Source organism: Steroidobacter cummioxidans (assembly GCF_003104955.1).
In genome coordinates this window covers 1-15,605 of the sequence record NZ_LSRW01000010.1, presented here as the reverse complement: position 1 = coordinate 15,605, position 15,605 = coordinate 1, and the positions used below count along the sequence as shown (strand labels likewise).

Genomic DNA, 15,605 nt, shown 5'->3' with positions numbered 1-15,605 from the left:
GATTTGATACTCAAAATTATTTGGACAGCGCTGTCATTTTGCCCTTAGGATATTTGCCAACAGCGGGGTCAGAACGCCTCAATCGCCCGGGTTGGGCATCGGCTCCGGCAACGCTGATAGCAACTACGGAATGTGCAAAGAAATTGGGGGATGAGACATGCGAAAGGTGCCTTTGGTACTGGGTGGAGTGGGCATGTGCCTCTCCATGTCGGCGGGCGTGCAGGCTGCCGAGACGGGCGAAGCGGGTCTGGAAACCATTGTTGTGACCGCGACGCGCCGCGAGACGAATCTGCAGGAAACGCCGCTGGCGATCTCGGCCTTCAATCAGCAAGCCCTGGACGAGAATCGCGTCTCGACGCTGCTCGACATGCGCGGCCTCGTGCCGAATCTGCAATTCTTCTCGAACGGCGATCACGCGGTGCCGCTGGTTTTCATTCGCGGCCTCGGCACGCGCAATCAGACGGAAGCGGGCGATCAGGGCATCGCGTTCTACACTGACGGCGTGTTCTCGGCCCGTTCTCAGGGCACGACGGTGATGATGTACGACCTCGATGGCGTCGAGGTGCTGCGCGGCCCGCAGGGCACGCTGTTCGGACGCAACTCGACCGGCGGCGCGGTGTCGCTTCGTTCGGCCAAACCACGTTTGGACGGCTTCGATGCTTCCGGCGAGATCACCGCGGGGAGCTACTCGATGCTGGAACTGCGCGGCATGGCCAATGTGCCCCTCACAGAGACCTGGGCCGTCCGCGTTGCCGGCGCCAAGGATGAGCAGGAAGGTCAGACCAGCTACGCGCCGGGCAATCAGTTTGCTTCTTCGCGCAAGTACGGCACCGTCGATCTCAGCTCGTTCCGAGTCAGCTCGCTCTTCGAGCCGTCCGAAGACGTCACGTGGCACCTCGTCTACGAGAATTTCCGCAATCGCGGTACCGGCGATGTGGCCAGCCAGAATTTCAAACGTCGGGTCAACGACGCGACCGCGGCCGGCAACCTGGACCTGGATTCCGACAGCCTCCGCACGCGTCTGGATGTTGGCTTCGGCAAGGGTTACACGCTGAGCTACATCGGCGGCTACTCCGAGTTCAGCCAGGCCCAGATGTACGGCAATGAGCCGCAGGGCGACACGCGCCACACGGTGGACTCGAGCTACAAGGGCACGCAGCACGAGCTGCAGCTCACCAATCCGTCCGAAGCACGCTTCAACTACACCACCGGCCTCTACTACTTCGAGGAAGAAAACAGCATCCGCTTCGACATGCTGCACGGGAGCTGGGGCTTCACGCCTCAGGACCAGGCCACAGTGCTCTCGGCCTTCGTACAGCCGGCGCGCTCCCTGGAGACGAAGAGCGCATACGCGCAGGGTACGTTCAAGGTCACCGATGATCTGCGGCTGACCGCGGGCGCCCGCTACATCGACGATGCTCGTGAGGATAAGGGCGGACGTTCGATCGACTGCACCTTCGGCCTGCGCGGCGCCCTGCCGACCAACCTCGCACGCAACGCGGCGGCACTGAACGGGGCGCAGGGTTGTTACTACCGCCAGTACAACGACATGAAAGGCGACTGGAGCAAGACGACGTGGATGGCGCGCGGCGAATACGACCTGACCGATTCGGTCATGACGTATCTGTCGTACGAAACCGGCTGGAAATCCGGTGTCTTGCAGGATGGCAAGGGCTACGACGATCTGGTGACGCCCAGCGGCTCGCTCGATTTCTCGCGCAACAACTCCCTGCTGCAGCAGCCCGAAGAGGTCAACAGCATCGAGCTCGGCATCAAGACGGATTTCAGGGACTGGCGGCTGAGCGCCAACGTGTTCTACATGGACTTCAAGGACATGCAGGTGACCGGAGCGGTCATCGATCCGGTCACCGGCCAGTCGACGCTGACCAACACCAACGCGGGCGGCGCCACCATCAAGGGTTTGGAAGTGGAGGCCTCGGCGGGGCTGTTCGACGGCGCGGGCCAGCTCGCTGCGACGTTCGCGTATCTGAATGCGAAATATGACGAGTTCCTCGGCAACGAACAGAACTTCGGCGACGCGCGTGGCCGCATCTGGAACGACTGCGCCTTCGGTGTCGAGCCCAGCGGCGCTTGCGTCGGCAACGTGTTCAACTTCGCTGGCAATAACCTGCCGTATGCACCGGAATATCAGCTGACCGTGCAGTACTCGCACGAGTTCCCGCTGCCCGGCGGTGCTGCGGTGGTGCCGCGCATTCGTGCCAGCTACTACGACGACATGTTCCTCGGCTGGGAGAACCGCACCGATCGGCCCGCGGGTACGTTGAACGCGACCGATCCTGGTGAAAAGGACTTCAGCCGTCAGGCTGCCTACACCATGCTGGATGCGGCCATCGCCTTCCGTTCGAGCACGAATCAATGGACCGCTGAGGCGTTCGTCACCAACGCGCTCGATGAGGCGGTCAAGACCGAAGCGTTCTATGGGACGCCGCAGACGTTCTACAGCTGGGGCCAGCGCCGCCAGGTGGGTGTCCGCCTCGCGTACAAGTACAAGTAATCGGCGATCTGGACCGTCCGCTGATATCAGCGGGCGGTCCGCTTCTGCGAGGAATGCCGGCTCGGTCCGCTAGTCAATCATTCGTTGGCAGGAGCAGAGGGCACCTCCCGCCTCATCCTGCACTCCGGCACGGCCCAGGGATGGGCCGTGCCCTTTTTAATAACGACCGATCGGAGATCCTGTCACGACGGAGCCGCCGCCAATGACGGCGGGGTACATTCCTGTACCCGAATTTCTTCGTCGATGTCTATTCCCGCCCTGCCGCTTCGTCATGGCCTCGGACAGGTATGCTGTCCGTCACTGTCGAGGAGTCCGCCATGGCTGAGTATCTGGTTCTGTTGCACGAAGATCCCGCCGCTACCCGTCAGCTCAGTCCCACCGAAATGCAGGCGCTGATCCAGCGCTATTCCGATTGGGTCGACGGCCTGCGCGTCGAGGGAGTCGTCAGCGTGGGCAAGAAGCTCAAGGACGAAGGTGGTCGTCATCTGCGCGCCGAGAAGGGCAAGATGGTCGTGAGCGAGGGGCCCTATGCTGAAGGCAAGGACATCATCAGCGGCTTGTTTGTCGTTACCGCCGACAGCTACGAGCAGGCGCAGGCCCGGCTGGCGTCGGGGCCGCATCTGGAATTCGGCTGGATCGAGTTGCGCGAGATCGATGTCATCCCCGACTGATCGAAACGCACGCGGTCTGGTTGCCGACCTGTTTCGTCGCGAATCGGGTCGGCTGATCGCACTGCTCGCCAATCGCACCGGTGTGGCGCGCATCGACATGGTTGAGGACGCCGTACAGGATGCGCTCATCTCGGCGATGCGCAACTGGTCGATCAACGCCGTGCCGGCGAATCCGTCGGCATGGCTTTATACAGCGGCTCGGAATGCGCTTACCGACAAGCTGCGCCGCGCCCGCTTCGAAGTGCCCGAGCAATTTACCAACGAGCCTGCAGTCGAGGCGGACATCTCTTTCTCCGCCGAGAACGCGTTCAATGACGAGCTGCTGCGACTGATCGCATTCTGTTGCCATCCTTCGCTGACGCCGGCGTCACAGCTGGCGTTGACCTTGCGCCTGGCCTGCGGCTTGAGCGTCGACGAGATCGCGCATGCCCTGCTGACGACGCCGCAATCCATCATGCAACGTATCGTGCGAGCGAAGCGTGAGCTGCGTGATGCGGATGTGACTTTCGACATCGCTCCACGCGAGCTGGTTCAGGAGCGCCTGCCTCGCATTCTGAATGCGATCTATCTGCTGTTCGACGCAGGCTACCTGAGCCCGAGACATCCGCAGTGGTTCCGGCCTTTGCTGTGTGAGGACGCATTACGCCTGGTCAGGATGCTGGCCGATCATCCATTGACGGCGGAGCCTGAAACACACGCATTGGCTGCGTTGCTGCACCTCACGGCTGCGCGCTCTCCTGCGAGGGTGGATGATGAAGGGCACCCAGTGCCGCTGGCGAGGCAGGATCGTTCGCGCTGGAACCCGGCGGCCATCAACGCCGGCATGGAGTACTTTTCACGAGCCATTCGCGGCGACTCGTTGACGCGCTATCACATCGAAGCGGCGATCGCGACCGTGCATGCCAGCGCGACCAGCATGGATACCACCGACTGGGCGCAGATCGTGCGTCACTATGATCAGTTGTGCGAGCTGTTCCCCAGTCCGGTTGCAACTTTGAATCGGGTCATCGCGTTACGCTACGCACGTGGTGCGCAGGAAGCCTTGCTGGCGCTGCGGGCCAGCGATGAATTGCACGCGCTCCAGGACACGCTCGTGTATCACGCCACGATGGCGGAATTGCATGAAGCGCTCGAAGAGCATGCTCAGGCGGCGACCGCATTTGAGGCGGCGGCGGAGCTTGCCGAGAGCGATACGCTGGCTGAGTTGTTCCGGCGCCGCGCCCGGGCGGTGAAAAAGTAAGCTTGATTTGAGCCATGACGCTCTTGGCCGTCATCGTCGAGACATCGTCCAAAGTCGCTGCCACATCGGCGCGGCTGGCGAAGGTGCGCGAGCTGTCGGCGTGCCTGCGTCAGTTCGGACCGGACGAGATCGTCATCGGCGTCGCCTATCTTTCCGGCGAAACGCCGCAGGGCAAGTTCGGCATTGGCTACTCGGTCTTGAAGACGGCGAGCGCAGAGGCACCAGCGCGCGAGCCCGTTCTTGCGGTGCTGGAAGTAGATCAACGATTGACCGAGATTGCGAGCATCCGCGGCAGCGGGTCGACAACGCGCCGAGCCGATGCGTTGCGCGAGTTGTTCTCTCGAGCCACAGAAGCTGAACACCATTTCCTGATGCGCCTGCTGATCGGCGAGCTGCGACAAGGCGCGCTCGCTGGCGTAATGGTCGATGCCATCGCAGCGGCTGCTCAAATTCCTGTCGACAAAGTTCGACGCGCGGCGATGTATGCGAAGAGCTTGGGTGCTGTCGCGCACGCTGCGCTGGTCGAAGGCGAAAGTGCGCTCGCGAATTTTCAGCTGGAGCTGCTCTCTCCGGTCGCGCCCATGCTGGCACAAACAGCAGCAGGTGTGGGCGAAGCGTTGGAGCAGCTCGGCGACGACGCTGTGTTTGAGTGGAAAATGGATGGCGCGCGCATCCAGGTACACAAGAGCGGTGGCTCGGTTCATATCTACACGCGCAGCCTCAATGATGTGACTGCCGCGGTCCCAGAGATCGCGGAACTCGTGAAGGAGCTGCCCGCCGGCGAAGTCATTCTCGATGGCGAGGCGATTGCATTCACCGCTGCGGGTCGGCCCCAGCCTTTCCAGATCACCATGCGTCGGTTCGGTCGCAAGCTCGATGTCGACAAGCTGCGCGCCGAGCTGCCAATGCGCGCGTATTTCTTCGACTGTTTGCGCTTGGGAGCTGAAAGTCTCGCCGACCGGCCAGCACGGGATCGTTACGAAGCGCTGGCGCGCGCTGTGCCAGCCGATCTCATCATCCCGCGCTTGGTGACGTCGTCAGAGCAAGAGGCGACCGAATTCTATGACGCCGCGATTGCTGCCGGTCACGAAGGCATCATGGCGAAATCGCTGTCGGCCCCGTATGAAGCGGGCAATCGCGGCGCGAGCTGGCTCAAGATCAAACGAGCTCACACGCTGGATCTGATCGTGCTGGCTGCCGAGTGGGGGCACGGGCGACGCACCGGCAAGCTTTCCAACCTGCATCTCGGCGCGCTCGATCCCGCGACGGGTGAATACGTGATGCTCGGCAAGACCTTCAAAGGTCTGACGGATGCGATGCTCGAGTGGCAGACCCAGGAGTTCCTCGCTCGCGAAACGCATCGCGATGACTGGACTGTCTACATCCGTCCGGAAATGGTCGTGGAGATCGCGTTCAGCGATTTGCAGGCAAGTCCGCGCTATCCCGGCGGTCTGGCGTTGCGGCTGGCACGAGTGAAACGCTATCGCGACGACAAGCGACCCGAAGACGCCGACACGATGGCCTCGGTCCGCAAGATATTCGAGGCGCAGAGCGGCTGAAAGGGAGCAGATCTTTCATTCCAGGCGGAAAATCAAATCTGTCCCCTTTTTGGTCCGTCGTATCGGTTGTACGCGCCAGTAGGTGAGCGAGCGCCACAGCCACTCCGCAGGCCCATAGCGGAAGTGTCGCAGCCACAGCGGACTCCAGATCAGTTGTAGTACCCAGATCGCGGCCACCACATAGTACAGTTCGTGTCTCGCGAGCTGGCCGTACCAGGCGAGACCGGCGCCGGTGAAGATCAGCAGGCAGATCAAGCTTTGCGTGAGGTAGTTCGTCAAAGCCATCTGCCCCACTGCAGCGAGCACACGCGAGGCATTCGCGAACCAGGCAGTCCGGCAGAGGATCGCGATCAGCCCGAGATGGCCCAGCGTCATCGGAACCCGGCCGAGATCGTAGGTAAGAAGGGCGTTTATCTGCGCCTCGGCCGCGAAGCCGGCATCCTCCAGCGCACGTATCTCAAAGGCCCTGACGCTCAATCCAATTGCGTATCCGACGATCATCAGCGTGAGATACACGCGCGTCGAGGTGGCTCCACGGAGTACGCCCCATTTCAACAGCGCCATGCCCAACAACATCATGCCGAAACACTCGACGATGCCGTGTCGAAAGAAGTACACGGTTTGCATGAACCACGTGTCGCCCCGGAGCACACCAAAAGCGGACGCGTAGCTCTCACGCACATTGGCAACATACGCTTGCAGATTCTCGCGCGCCGGATGGTATTCGGCCTGCAGGGCGGCAAAGGCGTCGATGGCCTCCTGATCGCCGTCGGTCAGCGGCTGGCCGGCCGCGAGGCGCGCGTTCGCCGCTTGTGCCACGGCCTGCGTCTGGTGGAAGTCCTGCCACTCACCCACGGAGATCAGTGTTTGCACCAGCATGAAAGCGGTCGCCAGGATCAGCAGCCGGCGTGGTGACAGGTTGCGGAACACGAACAGTGCCAGCCCGGCGATGCCGTAATAGAACAGCACGTCGCCGCTCCATAACAACACATAGCCATTGACCAGCCCGAAGACGATCAGCCAGAGCGTGCGTCGGAAATACAAATCCGCCGGTCGCACGTCATGGGTACGCGAGGCGTGGCGCTGTAGAAACAGCAAAGCGCTGGCACCAAACAGCAGCGTGAACAAGCCGCGCATCGTGCCTTCGAAGAACAGCGCCATGATGCGCCATACGGCCAGATCGGCAGCCGTATTGCCACCCCACACGGTGGGATCGTCGTACGCATAGGGCAGGCCGAAACCCGTGATGTTCATTAACAGAATGCCGAGCACGGCGACCCCGCGCGTCGTATCGAGCATGCCGATGCGATCGTCGCCGGTGGCCGCTGCGGGTTGGGCAGACATGGAGCGGTTACGTTAACCCCACGAAGCGGGGCCATAAAGCAGCTTTTGCGCCCGTCAGTCGCGCCTGCGTCGGACGATTCCGGCACAATAGCGCGTCGGTCTTTCTCGTTCGCAGGAACCCCACGTGAGCTTGCAGCTGTCACCCGCACTGATCATTTTCATCGTCACCATCGCTACCAGTCTGGTCGGCTTGTTCGGCAACACCAAGCTGATCGACAGCTGCATCTTCCGGCCGTACTGGTTCCTGCGTCGGCGCGAGTACCACACCATCGTGACCAGCGGCTTCGTGCACGCCGACCTGATGCACCTGCTGTTCAACATGGTGACGTTCTACTTCTTCGGCTTTCTGCTGGAGCAGACCATCGGCGGGATTCACTTCGCGTTGTTATATTTCATTGGCCTGGTCGTCAGTCATCTCGGCACCTACATCAAGCACAAGAACGAACCCGAGTACGGCAGTCTCGGTGCGTCCGGCGCGATCTCGGCGATCTTGTTCGCGGCCATCGTCTTCTATCCGCAGAACTCGCTGTACATCATTCCGATTCCAGTGCCGATCCCAGCGCCGCTGTTCGGTATCGCTTATCTCGCCTGGACCTGGTGGGCCGCGCGCAATGTGCAGGGGCGCGTCAATCGCGATGCGCATTTCGCCGGCGCGATCACCGGCCTGGTATACGTCGCGCTGATTGCACCCAGTGCGTATCGATATTTCTTTGCTAATTTGCTGTGACTTTTTCCACTGGGTCTGCTCGTTGTATGCGCGCCAATCACTGCGACGCACTAATGCAGTGATGCGAAAATGCGGCAGCCACAAAGTATGCAATCCGGTGCGATATATGTTGTCGTGCAGGTTCAGTATATAGACGTATTGGCCTGACCCTGATCGGTGCTACGTTCCCGACCTTCTGCCAGCGGAGGTCGGACGATGGCAATAACAAACATCGATCGTCGGGGTGGCCGTCGCGTTTATGCAGTAGTGGGTTTGTTTGTTGTACAGACGACACTCGCGTTTTGGAGCGCTGCCGCAATCGCAGCGCAGAATGCGCCCGAAGAGATCATCGTCACCGGCTCGCGCATTCGTCAGAATCCAGTAGATCGCGTCGCGCCGCTGCAAACAGCGACGTCGGCGGACATTGCGCGCAGCGGCGAGATCTCCGTCGCCGACTATCTGCAGCGTTTGCCGATATCGGGCTCGGCCATCAATCGCTCCAACAATGCCAGCGGCAATCTCGGCTTCCCTCCCGATGGCGGCGGTATCGGCGCTGGCGCGAGCGAAATCGATCTGCGTTATCTCGGCTCCAAACGCGTGCTGGTGCTGGTGGATGGCAAGCGTTGGGTGCGCGGTTCGTCGGCGAGCGGCGTGTCTGGCGCGGTGGATCTCAACACCATACCCACTGCGGCCATCGATCGTATCGAAGTGCTGCAGGACGGTGCGTCGCCGATCTACGGCTCAGATGCAATCGCTGGTGTCGTCAACATCATTACGCGCTCCGACTTTCAGGGCCTGGGCTTGGAGACCAACCAGGCGCAGTTCGATGAAGGCGATGGTTACACCCAGGATTACAGCTTGTCGTTCGGGGTAAGTGGCGAACGCAGCAGGGCATTCCTGGCGGCGAGTTACGCGCGTCAGGAGGCAGTGTTTTCGAAGGATCGCGCGTTGTCGCGCGAAGTCATTTATGGCGCGCCGCCGGGAGTCGGTGGCAGTTCCGGCACGCCGCAGGGCCGATTCATTTTCGCCGACCCGCGCGCCGGACTGAATCCGAATGGCACGCCTGTAGTCGTCGATCTTGCGCTCAACAGCAACGCGCTCAACGATGGCGTGACGCGACCGGTCTACAACCCGACCGATCCCGCCAGCGGCGACTTTCATGAGTTCGGCACCGCCGACCGTTTCAATTTCCGGCCTTACAATTATCTGGTCACGCCGAACCGCCGTGTGAATTTGTTCGGCAAAGCCGAATATGACGTCACGGACAACGTCGAGCTGCGCTTTACCGCTGCATTCACCAATCGCAAGTCGAGCAACCAGGCGGCGCCGAATCCGTTGTTCCTCGGCTCCGATGCGGGCGCGGGCTTTTATCTCGACAACATCTTCATTCCAGCCGATCAGCGCTACAACCCGTTCGGCATCGATCTCGACGGCCGCAGCAATCTGATCACGCTGGGCCGCAGGCCGCTCGAAGCCGGCCCGCGCATCTTCGATCAGAACGTCGACACATGGATGGTTTCCGGCACGCTGAGCGGCGAGCTGCAGCCGGCCGGCAAGCCGGTGTTCTGGGACGTGAGCCTCAACTGGGGACGCAACAGCGCCTCGCAGCTCGGCCACAATATCTTCAACGCGCGCAAGCTGGCGCTGGCACTTGGCCCCGAAGCGAATTGCCTGGCGGTGCCGGGCTGCGTGCCGTTCAACATTTTCGGCGGCCAGGGCCCGAATGGCACCGGCAGTATCACGCCGGACATGCTCGCCTGGGCCACGTTCATCCAGAGCGATCAGAGCGAGCAGGAGCTGAACGACATCATCGCCAACATCACTGGCGATCTGTTCGCTCTGCCGGCCGGCCCGATGAGCTATGCGCTGGGCTACGAATATCGCAAGGAAACCGGCTCCTTCACGCCCGACGCGACCGTGCAGGCGGGCGAGACCGCCGACGTGCCGGCTGCGCCGACTTCCGGTGAAACACAAGTGCGCGAGGCCTATCTCGAGTTGCGTGCTCCGCTGCTCGGGGATCTGCCCGCGATCAAGCGTCTCGAGCTGTCTGCCGCCGTGCGCTCGTCCGATTACGATGCGTTCGGCCGAGACGAAGTTTACAAAGGCGGACTGTACTGGCGCGTGGCCGAAGACTTCGCGTTCCGCGGCAACTATGCCGAAGGGTTCCGCGCGCCGAACATCGGCGAGCTGTTCAACAGCGGCTCGCGCTTCGACAGCAACATCAACGATCCCTGCTCCAATTACACGGTCAACGCTTCCCCCGCGGTGCAGGCGAACTGTACTGCGCTCGGCGTGCCGGCGTCGTTCGTCCAAATCAATCAACAGATCAGTGTGCAGACCGGCGGCAACGAAGAGCTGCGGCCCGAGAAATCGAAGACCTACACCGTGGGCTTCTCTTACAACCCGTCCTGGGCGGGCAAGGGCGAGTGGCTCGATCAGCTGAGCATCGACGTGAATTACTACAACGTGAAACTGGAGGATGCGATCCAGGCGCTGTCCGCACAGATTCAACTCACCAACTGCGTGAACACACTCTCACCTCTGTTCTGTAACGGCATCGTGCGCGGACCGGGCGGTTCCATCACCGCATTCGCCAACCAGCTCACCAACATCGGTCGCATCGAAACCGACGGCTTCGACTGGACGGTGGTGCTGGCGACGCCGGAGCTGCGCATCGGCCTGTTGCGGTTCACCTGGTCCAACACTTACCTCAACAGCTACGAGGAATTCACGTTGGGCTTGAACGGGCTGGTCGGTACGCAGCGCGCTGGTATCGAGATCGGTTCGCCGACGCGCGGGTTCGTGCGTTACAAATCGACGCTGGCAATCGACTGGGCGCTACACGACTTCGTCACATCGCTGACGCTGCGCTATCTGAGCGCGCTTACCGAGACCTGTCCCGGCGCCTTGGTCGACGCCGATTTGCAGAACATCTGCTCCGATCCGGCGCGACTGGAGAACGAGATGAAGAGCAAGGTGTTCACCGATCTGCAGCTGAGCTGGACGCCGAACGCTCTGGATGGACAGCTGCAGCTGGCGCTGGGGATCAACAACCTGCTCAACGAAGATCCGCCGCCGTGTTTGAGCTGCGATCTCAATAACTATGACGGCACGCTGTATCCGGTGCCTGGCCGATACATCCATGCCAGAGCCGCTTTGAAATTCTGAGTACGGGGCGGGCAATACAACAAATGGGGGGTTCATGAGTAAACAAAATGTGCTGATGTTGACGGCGGTCGCTTGCGCGGTGGGTATGGCGACGACGTCCGGAATCGCGGCGGCAGCGGAGGCGAACGATGAAATTCTCGAGCTGATCATCGTCACTGCGCAGAAGCGCGCGACGGCGCTGCAAGATGTGCCGTTCTCGGTCGCGGCTGCGAGCGAAACTCAGATTCGCAATTCCGGCGCCAGCAACATGATCGAGCTGTCGCGCAACTTCGCCGGTCTCACCATGACCGATCTGGGGCCTGGCCAGAGTCAGGTCGCAATCCGAGGTATCAGCGCCGGTCAGGTGGTGCGCGATCAGCCCGGTGTGAAGGAATCCGTGGGTGTGTACCTGGATGAGTCGCCGATTTCGGTGGCGCTGTTCACGCCCGATCTGAACCTGTTCGATCTGGAACGTTTCGAAGTGCTGCGCGGTCCGCAGGGAACATTGTTCGGCGCCGGTTCCTCAGCGGGTACGGTGCGTTACATCACCCAGCAACCGAAGCTGCAGAAGCTCGAGGGCGCAGCCGAAGCGAGTGCCTACTCCGGCAGCGATACGGACGACTGGGGCGGCGGCATCAAAGGCATGCTCAATGCTCCGCTAGGAGACACCGTTGCGGTGCGTCTGGTGGGCTACTACGACGAGCAGCCCGGCTTCATCGATTCCTATTATCCCGGTCGCGCCGTACGTAAGGACGTGAACAGCGGCGAGAAGACCGGCGGGCGCGTGACCGTGCTGATTCAGCCGAACGAAAGTATTTCCATCACGCCGCGCCTGGTCTATCAAAAGCTCAAGACCGACGGTTATCCGCGCGTCGATTTCTATAACGTGCTGGGCAATCCCTATACCACGGACCAGCCGCCGGTGAACCCGGGTGAGCGCGGTCAGGTCACGCAATTGCGTGAAGGCTTGGACGATGAGCTCAAGCTGGCCGATTTGAAGATGGAATTCGGCCTCGGCGGCGTGACGCTCACTTCCGTGAGCTCATACACCGATCGCGATCTGACCGTGCTGCGCGACGCGAGTCAGCTCACTGGCAGCGTGACGCTGTCGTTGAGCGGCACGAGCGGCATTGCGACGCCGGCGGACGTGCGCTTGAACTCGCCGCTGTACGACCGGACCTCGCTCAAAGCGTTCAGTCAGGAAGTGCGGCTCGCCTCCGATGGTGGCGGTACGTTCGAATGGTTGGTCGGCGCGTTCTATCAAGACATCGATCGCGATTACGGCCAGGATCTGCCGACGCCGGGCTACGATGCACTGCTGGTCCGCTTGGGGCTACCGACCAGCGCCGCCTTCAACGCGCCGCCCGACACGCCGTATTACTCGAAGGTGCCTTACAGCTTCCGACAGTACGCGGCGTTCGGCGAAGGCACCGTGCATTTCAACGATCGGTGGAGCATGACCGGCGGGCTGCGCTATTACGATTTCAAAGAGGACCGGCGTCTGACGTTCGCCGGCGTGTTCGCCGACATGGGCTATACGAATCAGCCCGGGTCGACCGATTCGGATGGCTTCTCGCCGCGCGTGATCGTTGCGTTCGAGCCCAACGATGACGTCATGCTGACTGCTCAGGTGGCGCGTGGCTTCCGCCTGGGCGGCATCAACGATCCGCTCAACGTCACGCTGTGCAGTGCCAACGACCTGGTGACCTATGGCGGTCAGCCAACCTTCCAGGATGAGAAGGTGCTGAACTACGAGCTGGGCGCCAAGACCCTGCTGGCCGATCGCAAGGTGACGCTCAACGCCTCGCTGTTCTATTCCGATATCAGCGATCTGCAGGTGATCGCCGATGCGGGATCGTGCTCGTCTCGCATCGTGCTCAACGCAGATGCGCAAGCGAAGGGCGCGGAGGTCGAGCTGTTTGCGCGGCCCAGCGAACATTGGGATTTCGGCGTGTCGGCGACCTATGTACAGGCGGAGATCACCAAGTCCCGTTTCGATAGCGGCGGCACACCGATCGCGGGCATTCGCGACGGCAATCGACTGCCGACATCGCCGGAGTTTCAAGCTGCCGCTACGGCCACGTACAACTGGTCGTTCACGCCTGCGATGGATGGCTTCGTGAATCTCACCTATCAGCACGTAGGCTCATCCTATACGCAACTTGCCGATCAGGAGCCGCCGACGGGCTGTGTCGGCTGCGCCGGAGCGCCCGGATTTTTTGCATTCGGCGCGCCGACCATCACGCAGTTCACGTTCCAGCCGGAGTTGCCGAGCTATGACATTGGCAATCTGCGCTTCGGCGTGAAGACGGGCGCGTGGGAAGCGGCCGCGTTTGTAAACAATCTGTGGGACGAGCGAGCCTTGCTATCGCTGGATCGTGAGCGTGGTTTTCGCGCCCGCGTCGGTTATCTCACCAACATGCCGCGCACATATGGCATGTCGTTGCGGATGAATTTCTGAACCAGCGTAAAAATTGCTCGATCTGACGCCGGCCCGTTAGCGGCCGGCGTCGCCTCAGCCAGCGCCGAGCGGTTATCATCGCCGCTCGTCTTTTGCCGAGGATTGGGAATGGCAGGTCTCCGCCACACGCTGTGCGTCATCACGGTGCTGGCCGCACTGGTCGGATGCGATCGTTCGTCACCGCCAGTCGATGAGAACACTGGTCGCGCAGCGGCGACGCCGCAACCGGTCGTCAACGTCGAATGGACCAAATACGTCGACGAGTTCATCGATAGCTATTTCCGCGCCCATCCACCCTTTGCCGTGGCGCAAGGCAAGCATGAATTCGACGGCCAGCTGCCGGACTGGAGCGCGGAGGGCATCAAGAATGAGATCGCGCGCCTCGAGCAGATGCGCGTCAGGGCGGTCGGATTCGACGACGACAGTCTCATGCCGGAAGAGCGATTCCAGCGCGACTACGTCGTGAGTCGCATCGATAACGATCTGTTTACGCTGCGCGAAGCGCGTGCGCCTTTCACCAATCCGTCGTGGTACTTCGATTCCGGTCTGGATCCGAGCACGTATGTCACGACACCCTATGCGCCGCCGGAGCAGCGCGCTCGCGCATTCATTGCGTATGTGAAGCAGGTGCCGAAGGCGCTGGAGCACATCAAAGCCAACCTGCAGCTGCCCCTGCCACGGACCTTCATCGATTTCGGCGTCGCGAGCTTTGGCGGCTTCGTCGATTTTTATCGCAGCGATGTGCCGCAGGCGTTCTCCGGAGTACCCGACGATCTGAAGAAGGAATTGACCGCCGCTATCGAGCCGGCCGCGGTCGCGATGGATGAATTCGCGAAGTGGCTGGAATCACAGCGCGCCACGGCCAATGACAACTACGCGCTGGGGCCGGAGCGCTTCTCGGCGATGTTGCGGATGACGGAGAGCGTCGATGTGCCGCTGGAGAAGCTCGAAGCAGTCGGTCGTGCCGATCTGGAGCGCAACCTGTCTGCACTCAACGAGGCGTGCAAGCGGTTTGCGCCCGGCACGAAGATCGAGGAGTGCGTTGCTCGCATGAACGCCGACAAGCCTGAAGGCGGGGCAGTTGCCGGAGCGCGCTCGCAGCTGGAGACACTCAAGAAATTCATTCTCGATCACGACATCCTCAGCATCCCCGGCAACGAGGAAGCGAAGGTCGAGGAAGCGCCTGCGTATCGTCGCCAGAACTTTGCGTACATCCAGATTCCGGGGCCGTTCGAGAAAGAGCTGCCGTCGATCTATTACATCGCGCCGCCGGATCCGACCTGGCCCAAGGCCGAGCAGGCGGCCTACATTCCCGGCAAGGCCGACCTGATGTTCACGTCGGTGCATGAAGTGTGGCCGGGCCACTTCCTGCAGTTCCTGCATTCGAATCGTTCGCCGTGGCGATTCGGTCAGTTGTTCGTCACCTATGCGTTCGCCGAAGGCTGGGCGCATTACGCCGAAGAGCTGATGATCGAGTATGGCATCGCGGCCAATCAGCCCGAGCTGCACATCGGCCAGCTGCTGAACGCGCTGCTGCGAAACGTGCGTTACATGTGCGCGATTGGCTTGCACACGCAGGGCATGACCGTTGCCCAGTGCGAGCAGATGTTCAAGGAGAAGGCGTTCCAGGATGCCGGCAATGCCCGACAGCAGGCCGCGCGTGGCACCTACGATCCGGCTTATCTGAATTACACGATGGGCAAGCTGATGATCCGCAAGCTGCGCGACGACTGGACCGGCAGTCGCGGCGGCCGGCAGGCCTGGAAACTATTCAACGATGAGTTTCTGTCGTTTGGCGGGCCGCCGATTCCGCTGGTGCGCTCCCAGATGATGCCGGGGCCGGCCGGTGACCTGTTTTGAGCGACGCTACTGGACGTGGAGAGTGCCCGCAGGTCGCGCGACATCTTGATCGCGTCTTCGAGGCCGCTGTAGTAGCTGTCTCTTATACACATCTGACGCTGC

General features: G+C 61.5%; 9 protein-coding genes. 8 read left to right on the top strand and 1 reads right to left on the bottom strand.

Features of this window, described 5'->3' with window-relative positions:
- Positions 1 to 157 precede the first annotated feature (157 nt).
- From D0550_RS06895 to D0550_RS06880, 4 genes are all read left to right on the top strand, one after another.
- Complete coding sequence (locus D0550_RS06895; RefSeq protein WP_116808385.1) at positions 158 to 2,515, top strand: TonB-dependent receptor; 2,358 nt, start codon at positions 158 to 160, stop codon at positions 2,513 to 2,515.
- 317 nt (positions 2,516 to 2,832) lie between these two features.
- Positions 2,833 to 3,186 carry a YciI family protein gene (locus D0550_RS06890; protein ID WP_116808415.1) on the top strand — a complete coding sequence of 118 codons (354 nt, stop codon included), beginning with the start codon at positions 2,833 to 2,835 and terminating at the stop codon, positions 3,184 to 3,186.
- Positions 3,170 to 4,426: an RNA polymerase sigma factor gene (locus D0550_RS06885; protein ID WP_116808384.1), complete on the top strand. Its 1,257-nt coding sequence runs from the start codon at positions 3,170 to 3,172 to the stop codon at positions 4,424 to 4,426. Before D0550_RS06890 ends, D0550_RS06885 begins: the two co-directional genes overlap by 17 nt.
- Before the next feature lie 14 nt (positions 4,427 to 4,440).
- Positions 4,441 to 5,985, top strand: coding sequence for an ATP-dependent DNA ligase (locus D0550_RS06880; protein ID WP_116808383.1), 1,545 nt, complete (start codon positions 4,441 to 4,443; stop codon positions 5,983 to 5,985).
- 15 nt (positions 5,986 to 6,000) lie between these two features.
- On the opposite strand, the gene D0550_RS06875 is transcribed toward D0550_RS06880, so the two are convergent.
- On the bottom strand, positions 6,001 to 7,329 hold the full coding sequence (locus tag D0550_RS06875) for a DUF418 domain-containing protein (protein WP_116808382.1): 1,329 nt from the start codon (positions 7,327 to 7,329) through the stop codon (positions 6,001 to 6,003).
- A gap of 124 nt (positions 7,330 to 7,453) precedes the next feature.
- Between D0550_RS06875 and D0550_RS06870 the strand changes: the two genes are divergently transcribed.
- The 4 genes from D0550_RS06870 (at position 7,454) to D0550_RS06855 (ending at position 15,503) form a co-directional block, all read left to right on the top strand.
- Positions 7,454 to 8,056: a rhomboid family intramembrane serine protease gene (locus tag D0550_RS06870; RefSeq protein ID WP_116808381.1), complete on the top strand. Its 603-nt coding sequence runs from the start codon at positions 7,454 to 7,456 to the stop codon at positions 8,054 to 8,056.
- Between the two features lie 195 nt (positions 8,057 to 8,251).
- Positions 8,252 to 11,203, top strand: coding sequence for a TonB-dependent receptor plug domain-containing protein (locus D0550_RS06865; protein ID WP_116808380.1), 2,952 nt, complete (start codon positions 8,252 to 8,254; stop codon positions 11,201 to 11,203).
- A 34-nt stretch (positions 11,204 to 11,237) separates the two neighbouring features.
- A complete protein-coding gene (locus tag D0550_RS06860) occupies positions 11,238 to 13,643 on the top strand; it encodes a TonB-dependent receptor (protein ID WP_116808379.1) in 2,406 nt (801 codons plus the stop codon).
- A 108-nt stretch (positions 13,644 to 13,751) separates the two neighbouring features.
- Positions 13,752 to 15,503 carry a DUF885 domain-containing protein gene (locus D0550_RS06855; protein WP_116808378.1) on the top strand — a complete coding sequence of 584 codons (1,752 nt, stop codon included), beginning with the start codon at positions 13,752 to 13,754 and terminating at the stop codon, positions 15,501 to 15,503.
- Positions 15,504 to 15,605: the final 102 nt, after the last annotated feature.